The organism is Streptococcus sp. IMAU 99161, from assembly GCF_014435245.1.
GTDB lineage: Bacteria > Bacillota > Bacilli > Lactobacillales > Streptococcaceae > Streptococcus > Streptococcus lactarius.
On the sequence record NZ_JAAPAW010000002.1, the window covers coordinates 1 to 17,687 of the forward strand.

The 17,687-nt window shown below is 40.7% G+C and carries 19 protein-coding genes and 1 tRNA gene; 14 read left to right on the forward strand and 6 right to left on the reverse strand.

Annotated features, from left to right (window positions below; translation table 11 throughout):
- Positions 1-82 precede the first annotated feature (82 nt).
- Positions 83-156 (forward strand) — tRNA-Asn (locus HA044_RS00180).
- Positions 157-377: 221 nt separating this feature from the next.
- Here the strand turns inward: HA044_RS00180 and HA044_RS00185 are convergent.
- Positions 378-1,739, reverse strand: a complete 1,362-nt coding sequence (locus HA044_RS00185; protein ID WP_187538138.1) for an aspartate kinase — start codon at positions 1,737-1,739, stop codon at positions 378-380.
- A 234-nt stretch (positions 1,740-1,973) separates the two neighbouring features.
- On the opposite strand from HA044_RS00185, the gene HA044_RS00190 reads away from it, so the two are divergent.
- The 13 genes from HA044_RS00190 (at position 1,974) to HA044_RS00250 (ending at position 12,632) form a co-directional block, all read left to right on the forward strand.
- Positions 1,974-2,765 carry an enoyl-CoA hydratase gene (locus HA044_RS00190; protein WP_187538285.1) on the forward strand — a complete coding sequence of 264 codons (792 nt, stop codon included), beginning with the start codon at positions 1,974-1,976 and terminating at the stop codon, positions 2,763-2,765.
- Between the two features lie 95 nt (positions 2,766-2,860).
- Positions 2,861-3,295 (forward strand): MarR family winged helix-turn-helix transcriptional regulator, encoded by a 435-nt coding sequence (locus HA044_RS00195; RefSeq protein ID WP_187538140.1) that lies wholly within the window; start codon positions 2,861-2,863, stop codon positions 3,293-3,295.
- Positions 3,295-4,269 (forward strand): beta-ketoacyl-ACP synthase III, encoded by a 975-nt coding sequence (locus HA044_RS00200; protein WP_187538142.1) that lies wholly within the window; start codon positions 3,295-3,297, stop codon positions 4,267-4,269. The genes HA044_RS00195 and HA044_RS00200 overlap by 1 nt, the downstream gene beginning before the upstream one ends.
- A gap of 54 nt (positions 4,270-4,323) precedes the next feature.
- Positions 4,324-4,548, forward strand: a complete 225-nt coding sequence (locus HA044_RS00205; protein ID WP_187538145.1) for an acyl carrier protein — start codon at positions 4,324-4,326, stop codon at positions 4,546-4,548.
- 115 nt (positions 4,549-4,663) lie between these two features.
- Positions 4,664-5,626 (forward strand): enoyl-[acyl-carrier-protein] reductase FabK, encoded by a 963-nt coding sequence (gene fabK, locus HA044_RS00210; protein WP_187538147.1) that lies wholly within the window; start codon positions 4,664-4,666, stop codon positions 5,624-5,626.
- A gap of 26 nt (positions 5,627-5,652) precedes the next feature.
- Positions 5,653-6,573, forward strand: coding sequence for an ACP S-malonyltransferase (gene fabD, locus HA044_RS00215; RefSeq protein ID WP_187538287.1), 921 nt, complete (start codon positions 5,653-5,655; stop codon positions 6,571-6,573).
- A 12-nt stretch (positions 6,574-6,585) separates the two neighbouring features.
- Complete coding sequence (gene fabG / locus HA044_RS00220) at positions 6,586-7,320, forward strand: 3-oxoacyl-[acyl-carrier-protein] reductase (RefSeq protein ID WP_187538149.1); 735 nt, start codon at positions 6,586-6,588, stop codon at positions 7,318-7,320.
- A gap of 60 nt (positions 7,321-7,380) precedes the next feature.
- Positions 7,381-8,613, forward strand: a complete 1,233-nt coding sequence (fabF, locus tag HA044_RS00225; RefSeq protein WP_187538151.1) for a beta-ketoacyl-ACP synthase II — start codon at positions 7,381-7,383, stop codon at positions 8,611-8,613.
- Between the two features lie 3 nt (positions 8,614-8,616).
- The gene (gene accB, locus HA044_RS00230; RefSeq protein WP_187538153.1) at positions 8,617-9,099 is read left to right on the forward strand and encodes an acetyl-CoA carboxylase biotin carboxyl carrier protein; all 483 of its coding nucleotides are present in this window, start codon (positions 8,617-8,619) and stop codon (positions 9,097-9,099) included.
- The gene (gene fabZ, locus HA044_RS00235) at positions 9,096-9,521 is read left to right on the forward strand and encodes a 3-hydroxyacyl-ACP dehydratase FabZ (RefSeq protein ID WP_187538155.1); all 426 of its coding nucleotides are present in this window, start codon (positions 9,096-9,098) and stop codon (positions 9,519-9,521) included. The genes accB and fabZ overlap by 4 nt, the downstream gene beginning before the upstream one ends.
- 13 nt (positions 9,522-9,534) lie before the next feature.
- Positions 9,535-10,899 carry an acetyl-CoA carboxylase biotin carboxylase subunit gene (locus HA044_RS00240; RefSeq protein WP_070664917.1) on the forward strand — a complete coding sequence of 455 codons (1,365 nt, stop codon included), beginning with the start codon at positions 9,535-9,537 and terminating at the stop codon, positions 10,897-10,899.
- A gap of 103 nt (positions 10,900-11,002) precedes the next feature.
- Positions 11,003-11,869, forward strand: a complete 867-nt coding sequence (accD, locus tag HA044_RS00245; protein ID WP_003003810.1) for an acetyl-CoA carboxylase, carboxyltransferase subunit beta — start codon at positions 11,003-11,005, stop codon at positions 11,867-11,869.
- Positions 11,862-12,632, forward strand: a complete 771-nt coding sequence (locus tag HA044_RS00250; protein WP_155168428.1) for an acetyl-CoA carboxylase carboxyl transferase subunit alpha — start codon at positions 11,862-11,864, stop codon at positions 12,630-12,632. Before accD ends, HA044_RS00250 begins: the two co-directional genes overlap by 8 nt.
- 42 nt (positions 12,633-12,674) lie before the next feature.
- Here the strand turns inward: HA044_RS00250 and serS are convergent, their stop codons facing one another.
- The 5 genes from serS to HA044_RS00275 all read right to left on the reverse strand — a co-directional run bounded on the left by serS (position 12,675) and on the right by HA044_RS00275 (position 17,369).
- Complete coding sequence (serS, locus tag HA044_RS00255) at positions 12,675-13,952, reverse strand: serine--tRNA ligase (RefSeq protein ID WP_003018473.1); 1,278 nt, start codon at positions 13,950-13,952, stop codon at positions 12,675-12,677.
- A 217-nt stretch (positions 13,953-14,169) separates the two neighbouring features.
- A complete protein-coding gene (locus HA044_RS00260) occupies positions 14,170-14,538 on the reverse strand; it encodes a DUF956 family protein (protein WP_023920226.1) in 369 nt (122 codons plus the stop codon).
- Positions 14,539-14,618: 80 nt separating this feature from the next.
- Positions 14,619-15,530, reverse strand: a complete 912-nt coding sequence (locus HA044_RS00265) for a PTS system mannose/fructose/sorbose family transporter subunit IID (protein ID WP_070586274.1) — start codon at positions 15,528-15,530, stop codon at positions 14,619-14,621.
- A gap of 18 nt (positions 15,531-15,548) precedes the next feature.
- Positions 15,549-16,352 (reverse strand): PTS mannose/fructose/sorbose transporter subunit IIC, encoded by an 804-nt coding sequence (locus HA044_RS00270; RefSeq protein WP_187538157.1) that lies wholly within the window; start codon positions 16,350-16,352, stop codon positions 15,549-15,551.
- 27 nt (positions 16,353-16,379) lie between these two features.
- The gene (locus HA044_RS00275; RefSeq protein ID WP_187538159.1) at positions 16,380-17,369 is read right to left on the reverse strand and encodes a PTS sugar transporter subunit IIB; all 990 of its coding nucleotides are present in this window, start codon (positions 17,367-17,369) and stop codon (positions 16,380-16,382) included.
- Positions 17,370-17,687 lie beyond the last annotated feature (318 nt).

Sequence of the window (17,687 nt, forward strand, 5' to 3'; positions counted from 1 at the left end):
CCGAACACAGTAGTTAAGCCCTAGAACGCCGGAAGTAGTTGGGGGTTGCCCCCTGTGAGATATGGAAGTCGCTTAGCTTTTTTCCGCCATAGCTCAGTTGGTAGTAGCGCATGACTGTTAATCATGATGTCGTAGGTTCGAGTCCTACTGGCGGAGTTATAAATTTTCTCTAGATCAATTTAATTGATCTTTTTTTTATTTTCAAATTTTAAAATAGTTTCTTTTCATTAGTTAATGTTGAGACTCAATTGTAAATTATTAAAAAAAAACGCATTCTATCGGGTTATGACTAGATAGAATGCGTTTTTAAATTTAAGATAGATTGTAGTAGATGGATTGAGTTATGACTAGATCTGATGTTTTTTCTTCTCTAATCTTTATTTCTTTTGTTGTGGGAAAAATGCTTCGTACAAGGCCTTAATAGCTTTTTCCTCTTGTTCTTTATTGACTACAAACATAATAGAAACTTCACTGGAACCTTGCGAAATCATTTGGATATTGATTTGATTATCTGAAAGTGCTTTGGTGGCTGTTGCTGTAACTCCGACTTGACTTTTCATTTTTTCACCAACAATCATGATAATTGATAGGTTATGCTCAATTTCTGCAGAATCAACCTCTAATTTTTGGGTTAATTGTTTTAAAATTTCTTGTTCCTTGATTGGGGTTAATTCACGAGATCGAAGGATAATGGACAAGTCGTCAATACCTGTTGGCATGTGTTCCCAACTGATGTTTAGGTCTTCTAAAACTTGTAGGACTTTGCGACCAAAACCAACTTCTCGGTTCATAAGATATTTGGTCGTATTGATACTAACAAAGCCAGAATCTCCTGCAATACCAACGACTGTTACGTGTTCGTTAGTATGTTCTAAGACGATCCGAGTTCCTGGATGGTCTGGATTGTTTGTATTTTTAATGACCAGTGGAATACGTCCGCGATAGGCTGGAACTAAGGCTTCATCATGTAAGACAGAGAAACCAGCGTAAGCCAATTCACGCATTTCTTTGTAGGTTAATTCTGGAATGGAGTGTGGATTTTCTATAATTCCAGGGTGAGCTGCAAAGATACCATTTACATCTGTAAAGTTTTCATACAGGTCAGCTTTTACACCGGCAGCAATGATGGATCCGGTAATATCTGATCCTCCACGTGAAAATGTACAAATTTCTCCGTCTTGGGTTACTCCGAAAAATCCAGGGATAACAAGAACCTCACTAGAATCTTTTAGTTCTTCGATTTTATCGTAACTTGACGGAATAATACGGGCGTTTGAAGGTTCAGATGTTACAGTAATGCCAGCCTCTTTTGGGTGGATATATTTAGCTTCCAGTCCTTCATGGTTGAAATAAGCTGCAATGAGTTTTGCATTATTATTTTCACCAGCTGCTAAAAAAGCATCATAAGTAAAAGGGTTTCCTTTTTTAGGTAGCTCAGTTAAAGCATAGATGTTTTCTGCTATTTCTTGAATAATGGATGGCTTTAGGCCTAATTCCTCTGTAATGGTCCGGTAGCGTTCAATAATCCATTGTTGTGTTTGTTTAACATCTTTTTCTGCTGTGAATTCTTTGTAATATTTAATGAGTGCATCGGTAACTTTTGTATCTTCTGGATATCGTTTGCCAGGTGCAGATACAACAACAAATCTTCTTTCTGGATCATCTTTGACAATATTGAGAACTTTTTTTAATTGAGAAGCAGATGCGAGGGAACTACCTCCGAATTTAATAACTTTCATATAGACTCCTTCATAGTTTCATTCCTCCATTATACCAAAGTTCATGCATGCTTACAATGTATTTTATACGCGCTATTTAAAGAAATCAACTAAATGTTTTATAGAGGTCACATTTTTACAATTCTGTTACATATTAAAGATATATTTTACTATTGGTTGTTTTTATGATATGATGGTTATAATTCAAAAAAAGTTTTATATTCAAAATATTTAATATGGAAACAAAAGGAGTTCATCATGTTTGAAACTATTTTATATTCTATAGAGAATGATATCGCAAGCATTTCTTTAAATAGACCGGAAGTATCTAATGGCTTCAATATCCCAATGTGTCAAGAAATTCTAGCTGCTTTAGATGATGCTGAAAGTAATGCGGAAGTGAAGTTTATCATTCTGAAAGCTGAAGGTAAAATCTTTTCAGTTGGTGGAGACTTGAATGAAATGAAGCGAGCAGTAGATGCGGATGATATCGAATCTCTGGTATTGATTGCTGAATTAGTAAATACGATCTCTAAAAAGATTAAGAAATTGCCTAAACCTGTGATTATGGTAGCAGATGGTGCAGTTGCTGGTGCTGCAGCCAATATAGCAGTAGCGGTTGATTTTTGTGTTGTCAGTGAACGAACAAAATTTATTCAAGCCTTCGTTGGTGTTGGGTTGGCTCCGGATGCAGGAGGCTTGTTCCTATTAGGGAAAGCGATTGGTATGTCTCGTGCCACTCATTATGTGATGACGGGTGAGGCCTTAACTGCTGAAAAAGCCCTAGATTATGGCGTGGCTTATCGTGTTTGTGAAGCTGAAAAACTTGAAAAAACAGTTGAGCAGTTGCTCAAGAAATTGAGAAGAGGCTCTGCCAATTCTTATGCAGCCATGAAAGAAATGGTTTGGGAAGCCTTCTTAAAGGAATGGGATTTGTATGCTGGTTTAGAATTAAATCTACAAAAGAAATTAGCCTTTACAGAGGATTTCAAAGAAGGTGTAATTGCTTATTCCGAAAAGCGTCGACCACAATTTAAAGGAAAATAAAATCGTATTTTTTCTATGTTTTCTGAAAAAATACTTGCAAAATAGTTTTATTTTTGATAAAATTTGAATATCAAAGTAAAATGGGAGGTGGAGTTTTGAATTACCAATTAGTAAATGACTATTTAACATCCATCTTTAATAATGTTTTGGTGATTGAGGAGACCAGCTTAAGAGCGAGTCGCTTTAAGGATGTTTCAATAAAGGAAATGCATACGATTGATGTGATTGGTTCGACGCCAAATGCAACTCCTAGTGATATCTCACGGGAGCTGATGGTCACTTTAGGTACGGTTACAACGAGTTTGAATAATCTTGAGCGCAAAGGTTATATCGAAAGAAGAAGATCAGAAGTCGATCGTCGGGTTGTTCACTTGAGCTTAACCAAAAATGGTCGCTTGCTTTATCGATTACATCAACAGTTCCACAAACGGATGGTCAATCAAATTATTGGAGATATGAGTACCGAAGAGAAAAAAGTGATGCAAAAAGGTTTGCAGAATTTGTATCGTTTCTTGGAGGAAATTAAATAATGGTCTTTGCTAAAATTAGCCAAGTTGCTCATTATGCTCCTGAACAAGTTGTCTCAAATGATGATTTGGCGAAGATTATGGAGACGAGTGATGAATGGATTCGTACTCGAACTGGTATTCTTAGACGTCATATTTCTAAAGATGAGACAACGAGTGATCTGGCAACGGAAGTAGCTCAGAAATTGTTGGATAAATCAAAATTATCTGCGGAAGATCTAGATTTCATTATTGTGGCTACGATTACTCCGGATAGTTTGATGCCTTCTACTGCAGCTCGTGTTCAGGCGAATATTGGGGCATCCGGAGCCTTTGCATTTGATGTGACAGCAGCTTGTAGTGGATTTATTTTTGCCCTATCAACTGCGGATAAATATATTTCATCCGGAATGTATCAGAGAGGAATTGTGATTGGAAGTGAGACCCTTTCAAAAGTGATAGACTGGTCTGATCGTTCGACAGCTGTTCTTTTTGGGGATGGAGCTGGTGGAGTTTTACTGGAAGCTAGTGACCAACCTGCCATTTTAGCTGAAAGTTTGTACACAGATGGTAGTCGAGGCCATAGTCTTGAATCCTGTTACTTAGGTCTTTCTTCTCCTTATTCGGGACAAGAAATGGATCGAAAATATCTAACAATGGATGGACGTGCCGTTTTTGATTTTGCAATTCGAGATGTAACGAAGAGTATTCAGAAATTGATGGCAGATGCTTCCTTGGAAGCAGATGAGATTGACTATTTTCTTTTGCATCAAGCCAATGACCGAATGTTAGATAAGATGGCAAAAAAATTGGGTGTCTCGAGAGAGAAAATACCTGCAAATATGATGGAATATGGCAACACGAGTGCTGCGAGTATTCCAGTTCTATTATCGGAGTGTGTTGAGAATCAGTGCATCAAACTGGATGGAAGTCAAAAAATTCTTCTGACAGGATTTGGTGGAGGATTGACATGGGGCACACTTCTTGTTACAATCTAGTTAATCGTGTGTTTAACACATTATTAAAAAAACAAAAAACTAAGGAGGCCAATCATGGCAGTATTTGATAAAGTACAAGAAATCATCGTTGAAGAATTAGGTAAAGAACCTTCAGAAGTAACTCTTGAATCTACTTTCGAAGATTTAGAAGCAGACTCTTTGGATTTGTTCCAAGTGATCTCTGAAATTGAAGATGCTTTTGATATCCAAATCGAAACAGAAGAAGGTTTGGCTACTGTAGGTGATCTTGTTGCTTACGTAGAAGAAAAAACAAAATAATAATTGATGAGAGTATCGAAAGATATTCTCTCTTGTTTAGGTAATAGTTTGACGCTCAAAGCAACAAAGCTTTTAACTCAAACTATTACTTAAGCGAAAAAATGAGGTAGGTAGAATGCAAACACGAATTACTGAACTATTACATATTCAATATCCAATTTTCCAAGGAGGTATGGCTTGGGTTGCTGATGGTGACTTGGCAGGCGCTGTATCTAACGCTGGTGGTTTAGGAATCATTGGTGGCGGAAATGCACCTAAGGAAGTTGTGAAAGCAAATATTGATAAAGTCAAATCCATTACAGATAAACCTTTTGGGGTCAATATCATGCTCTTGTCACCGTTTGTGGATGATATTGTGGATCTTGTGATCGAAGAAGGCGTGAAAGTGGTCACTACCGGTGCTGGGAATCCTGGGAAATATATGGATCGTTTCCACGAAGCAGGCATTACCGTTATTCCAGTTGTGCCGTCTGTTGCCCTTGCAAAACGGATGGAAAAATTGGGTGCAGATGCTGTGATTGCTGAAGGAATGGAAGCTGGTGGCCATATTGGTAAACTGACAACCATGACTTTGGTTCGTCAAGTGGTCGAAGCTGTTTCTATCCCGGTTATCGGTGCTGGAGGTGTCGCTGATGGTGCAGGTGCTGCTGCAGTCTTCATGCTTGGAGCAGATGCTGTTCAAGTAGGAACACGATTTGTTGTTGCTAAAGAATCAAATGCTCACCAAAACTTTAAGAATAAAATTTTGAAAGCTAAGGACATTGATACAGTCGTCTCTGCTTCGGTTGTTGGACATCCAGTTCGTGCGATTAAGAATAAATTGGCTTCTGCCTATAACCAAGCTGAAAAAGATTTCTTGGCAGGTAAGAAAACGCAAGAAGAAATTGAAGAATTAGGAGCAGGTGCTCTTCGCAATGCCGTTGTTGATGGAGATGTTGACAATGGTTCTGTGATGGCAGGTCAAATTGCTGGTCTTGTCAGCAAGGAAGAAACTTGTGCTGAAATTCTAGAAGATATCTATTATGGCGCTGCTAAAGTGATTCAAAGAGAAGCTGCTCGTTGGGCAGATGTTCAATAAGTATTTGTTGTGAAAGGATAGGAATGGTGACAAAACGCGCTTTCTTATTTGCTGGTCAAGGTGCTCAAAAATTGGGGATGGCTCGTGATTTATATGAGGCTTATCCAATTGTTAAAGAAACATTTGATACAGCTAGTCGTATTCTAGGTTATGATCTTCGTGAATTGATTGATTCTGAGGAAGAAAAACTCAATCAGACACGCTACACACAGCCAGCTATTTTAACAACGTCTATTGCGATTTACCGTTTATTAGCAGAAAATGGCATCAAACCTGATATTGTTGCGGGGCTTTCTTTAGGAGAATACTCTGCCTTAGTAGCAGCTGGAGCTCTTTCATTTGAAGATGCAGTAGCTTTGGTTGCAAAGCGTGGTGAATTCATGGAAACGGCAGCTCCTGCTGGAAGTGGGAAAATGGTTGCGGTCATGAATACAGATCCTAGTTTGATCGAAGAGATTTGTCAACAAGCGTCTGAAAAGGGTGTCGTGACGCCAGCTAACTATAACACTCCTGCACAAATCGTAATTGGTGGGGAAGTTAAAGCTGTTGATTATGCTGTAGAATTACTAAAAGAAGCTGGTGCTAAACGTTTGATTCCCTTAAATGTTTCAGGACCATTCCATACAGCTTTGCTCAAATCAGCGAGTGAAAAATTAGCCGTTGAACTTGAAAAAGTGTCATTTAATGATTTTTCTCTACCTTTGGTCGGAAATACAGAAGCTACAATCATGAATCTGAAAGATGTCAAAGCATTGTTGGCGCGTCAAGTGATGGAACCCGTACGCTTTTACGATTCCATTGCGACGATTCAAGAGTTTGGGATCGATGAAGTGATTGAGATTGGTCCTGGGAAAGTCTTGTCAGGTTTCTTGAAGAAAATTGACAAAACCCTGCCAACTCATAACGTGGAAGATCAAGCAAGTCTTGAAGCTCTTCTAAATGCTTAAAACGAGGTAAAGATGGAACTTAAGAATAAAAATGTTTTTGTAACAGGTTCAACACGTGGAATTGGTTTAGCAGTGGCGCATAAATTTGCGAGTCTTGGTGCCAATCTTGTCTTGAACGGCCGTTCAGAAATTTCTGAGGAATTGTTTGCTCAATTTGCAGACTACGGTGTAACAGTTATTGGTATCTCAGGAGATATTTCCAATGGGGAAGAGGCGAAGCGTATGGTCGCAGAAGCTATTGAAAAACTTGGAAGTATCGATGTTTTGGTCAATAATGCTGGGATTACAAATGACAAGTTGATGTTGAAAATGACCGAAGAAGATTTTGAACGTGTCTTAAAAATCAATTTGACAGGTGCCTTCAATATGACGCAAGCAGTTTTAAAACCGATGTCTAAGGCTCGTCAAGGTGCTATTATCAATATGTCATCTGTAGTAGGTCTTATGGGAAATGTTGGTCAAGCAAACTATGCTGCTTCTAAAGCGGGCTTGATTGGTTTCACCAAATCAGTTGCGCGTGAAGTAGCTGCCCGTGGCGTTCGTGTGAATGCTATTGCCCCTGGTTTTATTGAGTCTGATATGACAGATGCGATTCCAGAAAAGATGAAAGAGGCCATGATTGCTCAAGTGCCAATGAAACGCATTGGCCAAGCTTCAGAAGTGGCTGAAGTGGCGGCCTTCTTGGCAAGTCAAGAGTATCTTACAGGACAAACCATCGCAATTGATGGTGGAATGACGATGCAGTGATGAGTGGTCGCTGATTAATAATTTTTTACTGAATATCCATCCGACAAAAGGAGAATATATATGTCTACAAATCGTGTTGTTGTTACAGGTTACGGTGTAACCTCACCAATCGGGAATACACCAGAAGAATTCTGGAATAGCCTTCATGAAGGAAAAATCGGAATTAAACCCATTACGAAATTTGATGCTTCGGAAATTCCGGTTTTCAATGCTGGTGAAATCCAAGACTTCCCATTTGATAAGTATTTTGTGAAAAAAGACAAAAATCGTATGGATACCTACTCATTGTATGCGATCTATGCTGCCATGGAAGCTCTTGAAAATTCAGGCTTAAACATGGAAGAAGAAGACCGCGACCGTGTCGGTGTCATTGTATCATCTGGTATCGGTGGTTTGCAAGAATTGGAAGACCAAATCATTCGGATGCATGAACGTGGGATGAAGAGAATTCAACCGATGTTTATTCCAAAAGCTCTTTCAAACATGGGTGCAGGAAATATTGCCCTTAAGATTGGTGCTCAAGGAGTATGTAAATCAGTGACAACTGCTTGTGCTTCTGCCAATGATGCTATTGGAGAAGCTTTCCGTGAAATCAAGTTTGGGATGCATGATGTTGTATTAGCTGGTGGTGCTGAAGCTTCTATTACTCGTATTGGTATTGGTGGTTTCAATGCTTTGACAGCCCTTTCTACAACCGAAGATCCAGAACGTTCATCTATTCCATTTGATAAAGACCGTAATGGTTTTGTAATGGGTGAAGGTGCAGGGGTACTTATTATTGAAAGCTTGGAACATGCCCAAAAACGTGGAGCTACTATCTTAGCTGAGATTGTTGGTTATGGATCAAACTGCGATGCTTACCACATGACAACCCCAACACCAGATGGCTCAGGTGCAGCTAAAGCCATTAAATTGGCAATTAATGAAGCTGGTATCAAGCCCGAAGATGTTGATTATGTCAATGCACACGGGACATCTACACCGGCCAATGAAAAAGGTGAAAGTGGTGCCATCGTTTCTGTACTTGGTAAAGAAGTCCCAGTTTCATCCACTAAATCATTCACAGGACACTTGCTTGGTGCTGCTGGTGCCGTTGAAGCCATTGCTACTATTGAAGCGATTCGTCATAGCTTTGTACCAAAAACTGCAGGTACTAAAGAATTGTCAGACTATATTGAAGCAAACGTTGTCTATGGTGAAGGTCAGGAAGCAGATATTAAGTACGCTATTTCAAATACCTTTGGTTTTGGTGGACACAATGCTGTTCTTGCATTTAAACGTTGGGAGGCTTAATTTATGAATATTTCTGAAATTAAAGATTTATTGGCACAATTTGATGCCTCAACTTTACGTGAATTCTCATACAAAAACGGTGGTGAAGAATTGAGTTTGAGTAAAAATCAAACCAGTTCTGTTGTTGCAAGTCCTGTAGCTCCTGCTGTTGAAGTAGTTTCGCCAGCTCCTCAAGCTCCAGTAGTAGCTCCTACTGTAGAAGCACCTTCAGCATCAGACAAAGACGTTGCAGCACCCGCTTCAGCTGCAGAAGGGGACGTGGTGGAGAGCCCTCTGGTAGGTGTAGCTTACTTGTCATCAGCTCCTGATAAACCAGCCTTTGTATCTGTTGGAGATAAGGTTACAAAAGGTCAAACACTCTTGATCATTGAAGCTATGAAGGTCATGAATGAAGTACCAGCTCCTAAAGATGGTGTGATTACTGAAATCTTAGTAGCCAATGAAGAAATGGTTGAATTTGGAAAAGGATTGGTTCGAATCAAATGACAATTGATATTCAAGCTATTCGCGAAGCTTTACCACATCGTTACCCTATGCTGTTGGTGGATCGCGTTTTGGAAACCAGTGACGATACAATCGTTGCCATAAAAAATGTAACCATTAATGAACCATTTTTTAATGGTCATTTTCCCCAATACCCGGTTATGCCAGGTGTTCTCATCATGGAAGCTTTGGCACAAACAGCAGGTGTATTAGAGTTGTCAAAACCTGAAAATAAAGGGAAATTAGTCTTTTATGCAGGGATGGACAAGGTGAAGTTTAAAAAACAAGTCGTTCCAGGAGATCAACTGGTGATGACAGCTACTTTTGTCAAACGTCGTGGAACCATTGCTGTTGTTGAAGCGAAAGCAGAGGTAGACGGTAAGCTTGCAGCTTCAGGAACACTTACTTTTGCAATTGGAAATTAAGAAAGGCCTATCTATGTTTCGTAAGATCTTAATCGCCAATCGTGGTGAGATTGCAGTTCGCATTATTCGTGCAGCTCGTGAACTTGGCATCGAGACGGTTGCGGTGTATTCTACTGCTGATAAAGAAGCCTTGCATACCTTACTAGCGGATGAAGCAGTCTGTATTGGACCTGCTAAATCAACAGAATCTTATTTAAATATGAGTGCTGTCTTGTCTGCTGCTGTTTTAACAGGTGCAGAAGCCATCCATCCTGGTTTTGGATTTTTAAGTGAAAACTCAAAATTTGCAACCATGTGTGAGGAAGTAGGTATTAAATTTATCGGCCCATCTGCTAAAGTCATGGATATGATGGGGGATAAGATTAATGCTCGTAAACAGATGATCAAAGCAGGAGTACCTGTTATTCCTGGATCAGATGGTGAAGTGTTTACTGCTGAAGAAGCCCTCGAGATTGCCGAACGCATCGGTTATCCTGTGATGTTGAAAGCATCTGCGGGAGGCGGTGGTAAAGGAATTCGGAAGGTTGAAAAACCAGAGGATCTGGTTGCTGCTTTTGAATCAGCTTCCTCAGAAGCCCAAGCTGCTTTTGGAAATGGTGCCATGTATATGGAGCGGGTGATTTATCCTGCACGCCACATTGAAGTACAAATTTTAGCGGATCAGCATGGACATGTCGTTCACTTAGGTGAACGCGATTGTTCTCTTCAACGAAATAACCAAAAGGTTCTAGAGGAATCCCCTTCGATTGCCATCGGAAAAACGCTTCGCAATCGCATTGGTTCTGCTGCTGTTCGGGCAGCTGAATCAGTTGGATATGAGAATGCTGGAACGATTGAATTCTTGTATGATGAAGGCAAGGGTGAGTTCTACTTTATGGAAATGAATACCCGTGTGCAAGTAGAGCATCCTGTTACAGAATTTGTAACAGGAGTTGATATCGTTAAGGAACAGATTAAAATTGCAGCTGGACAAGAATTATCCGTTACTCAAGAGGATATTGTCTTTAAAGGCCATGCGATTGAATGCCGGATCAATGCGGAAAATCCTTCCTTTAACTTTGCACCAAGCCCAGGTAAGATTACTAATCTCTATCTTCCAAGTGGTGGGGTAGGATTACGTGTGGATTCTGCTGTGTATCCTGGTTATACGATTCCACCATACTATGATAGTATGATTGCTAAGATCATTGTCCATGGTGAAAATCGCTTTGATGCACTGATGAAAATGCAGAGAGCTCTTTATGAGTTGGAAATCGATGGTGTCACAACCAATAGCAGTTTCCAGTTGGATTTGATTTCAGATTCACATGTGATCGCTGGTGATTATGATACTGCATTTTTGATGGAACAATTCCTTCCAAATTATAATAAGGAATGATGAAAAAGCCTGGACTTGTGAGGGAAGTATGAACATCATCCTCACAGTTGCAGGCTTTTATAGTAATGCTACAGATGCAGTAGCATATTATAAGGAGTAAGTAATGGCATTATTTTCTAAAAAAGATAAATATATTCGGATCAATCCGAATAGGTCAGCCTGGAAGGAACCTCAGCCAAAACCTGAAGTACCTGATGAACTATTTTCACAATGCCCAGGTTGTAAACATACCATTTACCAAAAAGATTTAGGTAGTGAACGGGTATGCCCGAATTGTGGCTATACCTTCCGTATTTCTGCTAAAGAACGCTTGGCGCTGACAGTGGATCCAGCTAGCTTTGAAGAAATGTTTACAGGAATCGAAACGACAGACCCTTTGAATTTTCCTAATTATAAGAAGAAACTGGCAGCAGTGCGGGAAATGACAGGGCTGGATGAAGCTGTGCTAACTGGAACTGCCTTGATTAAAGGCCAAAAAGTTGCTCTTGGGATCATGGATTCCAACTTTATCATGGCTTCAATGGGTTCTGTAGTAGGTGAAAAAATTACTCGTTTATTTGAATTTGCGACAAAAGAAAAATTGCCAGTTGTTCTTTTTACCGCTTCCGGTGGTGCTCGGATGCAAGAAGGAATCGTGAGTTTGATGCAAATGGCAAAAATTTCTGCGGCTGTTCAACGCCATTCCAAAGAAAAATTATTCTATTTGACGGTATTGACAGATCCGACAACTGGTGGGGTGACAGCCTCATTTGCTATGGAAGGTGATATTATCATGGCAGAGAGTCAAGCCTTGGTCGGGTTTGCTGGTCGACGCGTGATCGAATCAACTGTGCGTGAAAAATTGCCTGATGATTTCCAAAAAGCAGAATTTCTACAAGAACATGGATTTGTAGACTTGATCGTGGAGAGAAGTCAAATCCGAGCGACAGTTGGACAATTATTAGCCCTTCATGGAGGTAAACATGAGTAAAATAACACAGATTATTAAAGAGGCACGTGACCAAGGAAGATTGACTGCGCTTGATTTTGCTCAAGGAATTTTTGATGATTTTATCGAATTGCATGGAGATCGAAACTTCCGTGATGATGGTGCGGTGATTGGTGGGATTGGACGCTTAGGCGATCAAACGGTTACAGTCGTTGGAATCCAAAAAGGAAAAAATCTTCAGGATAATCTAAAACGTAATTTTGGGCAACCACATCCAGAAGGCTATCGAAAAGCTTTGCGTCTCATGAAGCAAGCGGAGAAATTTGGCCGTCCAGTTGTGACCTTTATCAATACAGCGGGTGCTTATCCCGGTGTTGGTGCTGAAGAACGAGGACAAGGGGAAGCCATTGCCCGCAACCTCATGGAAATGAGTGATCTAAAAGTTCCAATTATCGCGATTATCATCGGAGAAGGTGGCTCTGGTGGTGCCTTGGCTCTTGCTGTGGCAGATAAGGTCTGGATGCTTGAGAACTCCATCTATGCGGTCTTGAGTCCAGAAGGTTTTGCCTCTATTCTTTGGAAAGATGGAAGTCGTGCCATGGAAGCAGCAGAGTTGATGAAGATTACTTCTCACGAATTGTTAAATATGGAAATTATCGATAAGGTGATTCCCGAGCATGGATTTTCAAATGGAGAACTACTGGCTCAAGTGAAGAAGGAATTACAGGAAGAGTTAAAGGTTTTACAAGCCTTACCTCTCGAAGAGCTTCTGGAGCAACGCTACCAACGTTTTCGTAAATATTAAAAAACTGAGCTTGCAATTTGCAAGACTCAGTTTTTCAAAACTTTATTTTGGTGCGATGACTTCTGCGCCACCCATGTATGGGCGAAGGACTTCTGGAATGGTTACAGAACCATCTTCGTTTTGATAGTTTTCAAGAATAGCAGCGACGGTACGTCCAACAGCCAATCCAGAACCATTCAAAGTGTGAAGAAGTTTGACTTTACCATCTGCTTCGTCACGGTAGCGGATTTGCGCACGACGAGCTTGGAAATCTTCTGTATTGGAACAGCTTGAGATTTCACGGTAGGTATTTTGTGCTGGAATCCATACTTCCAAGTCATAAGTCTTAGCAGCTGAGAAGCCCATGTCTCCTGTTGAGAGAGCTACTACACGGTATGGAAGGTTCAGTTTTTGAAGGATATTTTCAGCATTGACAACCATTTTTTCCAATTCATCATATGATTCTTCTGGTTTAGCAAACTTCACCATTTCAACCTTATGGAATTGGTGCAAACGGATCAAGCCACGAGTATCACGACCAGCTGAACCAGCTTCTGAACGGAAAGATGGACTCATAGCGGTGAAGTAGATTGGAAGGTCTTTCCCATCAAGAATTTCATCGCGGTAGTAGTTTGTCAAAGGAACTTCAGCTGTTGGAATGAGGACATAATTGGTATCGCTAAGTTCAAAAGTATCTTCCTTGAATTTTGGATACTGACCAGTACCAAACATAGAATCATGGTTGACCATGTAAGGAGGGATGACTTCAGTGTAGCCTTCCTTGCCATGTTCGTCCAACATGAAGTTGTAGATAGCGCGTTCTAAGCGAGCTCCAAGTCCTTTGTAGAAGAGGAAACGAGCACCAGTGACTTTAGCCCCGCGTTCCCAGTCAAGGATATCAAGGTCTTCACCTAAATCCCAGTGAGCTTTTGGTTCGAAGCCAAATTCGCGAGGTGTTCCCCAACGGCGAACCTCAACGTTGTCATCCTCATCCGCTCCAACAGGGACACTGTCAGCAGGGATATTTGGAAGGGTAGTAGTGAATTCAGTTAATTTGGCATCGATTTCAGCCAATTCTGTATCCAATGCTTTGACTTCTGCAGAGAGGGTTTGCATGGCAGCAATCTTATCATCTGCATTTTCCTTGTTGCGTTTAGCTTGTGCGATTTCAGCAGATACAGTGTTACGCTCTGCTTTGAGATTTTCTACCTTGACCAAGATATCTCGACGTTTGGCATCGATTTCTTTCATTTCATTCAAAATAGCTGCATCTACGCCACGTGTTGCCAATTTTTTAGCAACCGCATCAAAGTCTGTACGAATTCGTTTAATATCTAACATAGCTTCTCCTTTAACAAAAAACACACCTGTTACAGTGTTGGAGTGGCAGAGCCACGGTTCCATCCAACTTCACAGGTGTGCACTTGATTCGATATTTTATTTTAAAGAAACGGTAGAATTTCAATTAAGATTTCTATCTGCTCGCAGCAACCGCAGACTTTCTGAAAGAACCTCTTAACTTACTTATCCGTTTGCGTCTATTATACAAGAAAAGATCCTATTTTGCAAATAGATTTTTAATTTTAGCCGTGATGATTTGGATCAACGTAGGAAGTTTGACAATTTTATCATTTCCTAGATGTTCCCGAGCAATCTTTAAAATTTTTCCAGAGTCTTTTGAAGCAAAGAGAAATTTTGATTCTCTGGTATAGATTTCAAAATGGCGGCTAATTTTACGTCCGGATACATTGGCTCCGATTCGCTCGATTTCTTGCCAGGGAATTTGGATGTAGTCTTCTACATTTGCATCCGCATAAAATTCAAAAGCGGCATTCCCGACTAGGATTTTTCCAACCTTTCCCCCCACTCCAAGGTAAGAAACCCCTGTAGTATGGAATTCAACGGTTTTATTCAATGATTGAGCCATGAGATCCTCCTGTATTGCTGTTCACTCCATTATATCATAATAAAAAGAAGGCCGAAACCTTCTTTTTTGTTGATCTTTGCTTACATCAAGCCAGCAACGTGTGCTAATACACCGATTACAAAGAGAGCGATGATGATAGTGATTGGAGATACTTTTTTCTTCAACAACCACATACAAGCAAAAGTAAGAAGCAATCCCATCAAACCAGGAATCAATGAATCCAAGTTTTGTTGGAAAGTTGTAACTTTTTCAGGTGTTTGAGATAGGCCTGAACCAACTTGAGCGAAGGCTTCTTGGATACCCTTGTATCCTTCAGGAAGTTTATCCCAGTGGATATAAGCTTTATCGGCTAATTTGACAGAAGAAACATTGAAGACGAATTTAATAGATACCCAACGTTCTACCAAAACAGCGAGGATGAACATCCCAAGGATAGAAGCCCCTTTAGTGATGTCTTGCAAGATCCCACCAGACATATCTTTGGTAATTTCAGAACCTGCTTTGTAGCCAAGTTCTTGCGTGTACCACAAGAAGGCCATACGAATTGCATTCCATGCGATAAAGAAGATAAGTGGACCAAGGATATTACCAGACGCAGCAAGTGATGCACCAAGGGCACCAAGGATAGGACGTACTGTAAACCAGAAGACTGGATCTCCGATACCCGCCAAAGGACCCATCATACCAATTTTAACCCCTTGGATGGCAGCATCGTCAATCGCAGCACCGTTTGCTCTTTCTTCTTCAAGAGCAAGTGTTACCCCGATGATAGGAGCGGCAACGTATGGGTGAGTGTTAAAGAATTCCATGTGACGTTCAAGAGCAGCCGCTTGGTCTTCTTTCTTTGTGTAGAGTTTTTTGATAGCTGGGATCAATGAGTAAGCCCAACCCAAGTTTTGCATCCGTTCATAGTTCCAAGAACCTTGCAAGAAGGTTGAACGCCACCAAACTTTTTGACGATCTGATTTAGATAATTGTAATTTTTCAGTCATGATAGTGTCACACCTTTCTTAATAGTCTTCGAGAATGTCGCCAATTGGATCGTTAGAAGTAGCGGCACCGCCACCTCCATTGCCACCTTTCTTAGAAAGTGAAAGGTAAATCAAGGCAAGGGCAACACCAATCGCACCAAGGGCGATCAAGGTTAATTGGCTAACGGCTGCAAGAGCAAAACCAATCGCAAAGAATGGCCATACTTCACGAGTAGCCATCATGTTGATAACCATGGCGTACCCAACAGCTACGACCATACCACCACCGATTTGCATACCATCAGAGAGCCATTTTGGCATTGCTTCAAGAGCAGATTTAACGGTATCAGCAGGGATCATCAACAAGAGGGCTGCAGGAATCGCGATACGAAGACCTTGAAGAAGAAGGGCCACAAAGTGAGCGCGTTCTACACCTTTGATATCGCCCTTTTTAGCAGCAGCGTCGGCAGTGTGGACCAAACCAACGGAAAGAGTACGGACGATCATGGTCAAGAAAAGACCAGCAACTGCAAGTGGAATAGCGACACCTTGAGCGACAGCGATTCCTTTTGCACTGAAGTCTCCCCCAAGTACCATGATGATGGCAGCAGCGACAGAAGCAAGAGCAGCATCGGGTGCAACTGCGGCACCAATGTTTGCCCAGCCAAGTGCAATAAATTGAAGTGAACCACCAAGCATAACGCCAGCAGTCAAGTTACCTGTTACCAAACCGATTAAGGTACAAGCAACAAGTGGTTGGTGGAATTGGAATTGGTCAAGGATACCTTCAAGACCTGCTAAGAAGGCAACAACGACCACTAATACCATAGAAATAATAGACATGTTTAAAATCCTTTCGTAAGTAATCGATTATTGAACGTTCGCTTTGTTAATTAAGTCAAACAAATCTTTCTTAGAGTCATTTGGCACTTTACGGACGTCAAATTCTACTCCAAGATCACGCATTTTTTCAAATGTAGCGACATCCTCTTTGTCCATGGACAATACATTGTTGACCATAGTTTTACCAGTTGAGTGCGCCATTGAACCGACGTTCAAAGTTTTAATCGGAACACCACCCTCGATGGCACGAAGCGCGTCTTGAGGTGTTTCAAATAAGATCAAAGCATGTGTGTTCCCAAAACGAGGGTCTTTTGCAACATCGATTAATTTTTGAATTGGGACTACATTGGCCTTGACATTACCTGGTGCAGCTTGTTTGATCAATTCTTTACGCAATTCATCTTTAGCAACAGAGTCTGAAGCGACAATAATCCGATCGGCTTTTGAATCAGGTGTCCAAGCAGTTGCAACTTGTCCATGAAGAAGACGAGTATCCAAACGGGCAAGGTTGATCTTGAGCTTCCCATCGCCAATCACGGTTCCTTCTGGAATAGCAGCTTGGGCAACAGGGGCAGCTGAAGCAGTACTTGCTTCTTCAACAGGATTGAGTTCTTCTGGGAGTGCTTTAACCCCGTCTTTTGCTTCTTTGATGATGTTTGCGACGACTTTGTCAACGCCAGCATTTGCATCCATCAGACGCTCTGTATAAGCTTGAATCAACATTGGAAGGTTCAATCCAGTAATGATCGCAAACTTGCGATCTGGATTTTCTCCCATGACACGACTCGCTTGGTTAAATGGAGAACCACTCCAAAGGTCAGCCAAAACCAAGACTTCATCTTCTGCATCAAATGCGGCAATCGCAGCATTGAATTTAGCATAGAGATCATCTGGGCCTTCATTTGGCATGAACGTAACCACTTGAACTTTCTCTTGATCTCCAAAGATCATTGAGCCAGACTGGTGAATTCCAGCTGCAAATTCGCCGTGGCTAGCAATAATGATACCAATACTCATTATTGACATTCCTCCTTATAAAATTTGTTTGACTTGCAGTTTAAGAAAACTTTAAGCTTCTTCATTATAAAACGTTTTCACCATAAAGTCAATTCTTTCAATTACTATTTGAAGATAATTCGATTTTTCAATATATTAACGTAATCATTCCTTCTGAGAAATTCTTTTATAGAAAGAGGAAAGTGAATCAGACGGTAAAATAAAGATACTCTAAATTTTTATTCGTCTATATAAACTGGACAAAAAAGAGAGTGGGACAGAAATCGGTCATTCGTTAGAATTCGATTTCGTCGTCCCACCTCCGCACAGTTGAGTAGG

Bases quoted from the DNA above. Each gene is read 5' to 3' on its own strand.
- HA044_RS00185 (WP_187538138.1), bottom strand. From the start codon at position 1,739: ATGAAAGTTATTAAATTCGGAGGTAGTTCCCTCGCATCTGCTTCTCAA.
- HA044_RS00200 (WP_187538142.1), top strand. From the start codon at position 3,295: ATGGTCTTTGCTAAAATTAGCCAAGTTGCTCATTATGCTCCTGAACAA.
- HA044_RS00205 (WP_187538145.1), top strand. From the start codon at position 4,324: ATGGCAGTATTTGATAAAGTACAAGAAATCATCGTTGAAGAATTAGGT.
- fabK (WP_187538147.1), top strand. From the start codon at position 4,664: ATGCAAACACGAATTACTGAACTATTACATATTCAATATCCAATTTTC.
- fabG (WP_187538149.1), top strand. From the start codon at position 6,586: ATGGAACTTAAGAATAAAAATGTTTTTGTAACAGGTTCAACACGTGGA.
- fabF (WP_187538151.1), top strand. From the start codon at position 7,381: ATGTCTACAAATCGTGTTGTTGTTACAGGTTACGGTGTAACCTCACCA.
- accB (WP_187538153.1), top strand. From the start codon at position 8,617: ATGAATATTTCTGAAATTAAAGATTTATTGGCACAATTTGATGCCTCA.
- fabZ (WP_187538155.1), top strand. From the start codon at position 9,096: ATGACAATTGATATTCAAGCTATTCGCGAAGCTTTACCACATCGTTAC.
- HA044_RS00240 (WP_070664917.1), top strand. From the start codon at position 9,535: ATGTTTCGTAAGATCTTAATCGCCAATCGTGGTGAGATTGCAGTTCGC.
- accD (WP_003003810.1), top strand. From the start codon at position 11,003: ATGGCATTATTTTCTAAAAAAGATAAATATATTCGGATCAATCCGAAT.
- HA044_RS00250 (WP_155168428.1), top strand. From the start codon at position 11,862: ATGAGTAAAATAACACAGATTATTAAAGAGGCACGTGACCAAGGAAGA.
- serS (WP_003018473.1), bottom strand. From the start codon at position 13,952: ATGTTAGATATTAAACGAATTCGTACAGACTTTGATGCGGTTGCTAAA.
- HA044_RS00260 (WP_023920226.1), bottom strand. From the start codon at position 14,538: ATGGCTCAATCATTGAATAAAACCGTTGAATTCCATACTACAGGGGTT.
- HA044_RS00265 (WP_070586274.1), bottom strand. From the start codon at position 15,530: ATGACTGAAAAATTACAATTATCTAAATCAGATCGTCAAAAAGTTTGG.
- HA044_RS00270 (WP_187538157.1), bottom strand. From the start codon at position 16,352: ATGTCTATTATTTCTATGGTATTAGTGGTCGTTGTTGCCTTCTTAGCA.
- HA044_RS00275 (WP_187538159.1), bottom strand. From the start codon at position 17,369: ATGAGTATTGGTATCATTATTGCTAGCCACGGCGAATTTGCAGCTGGA.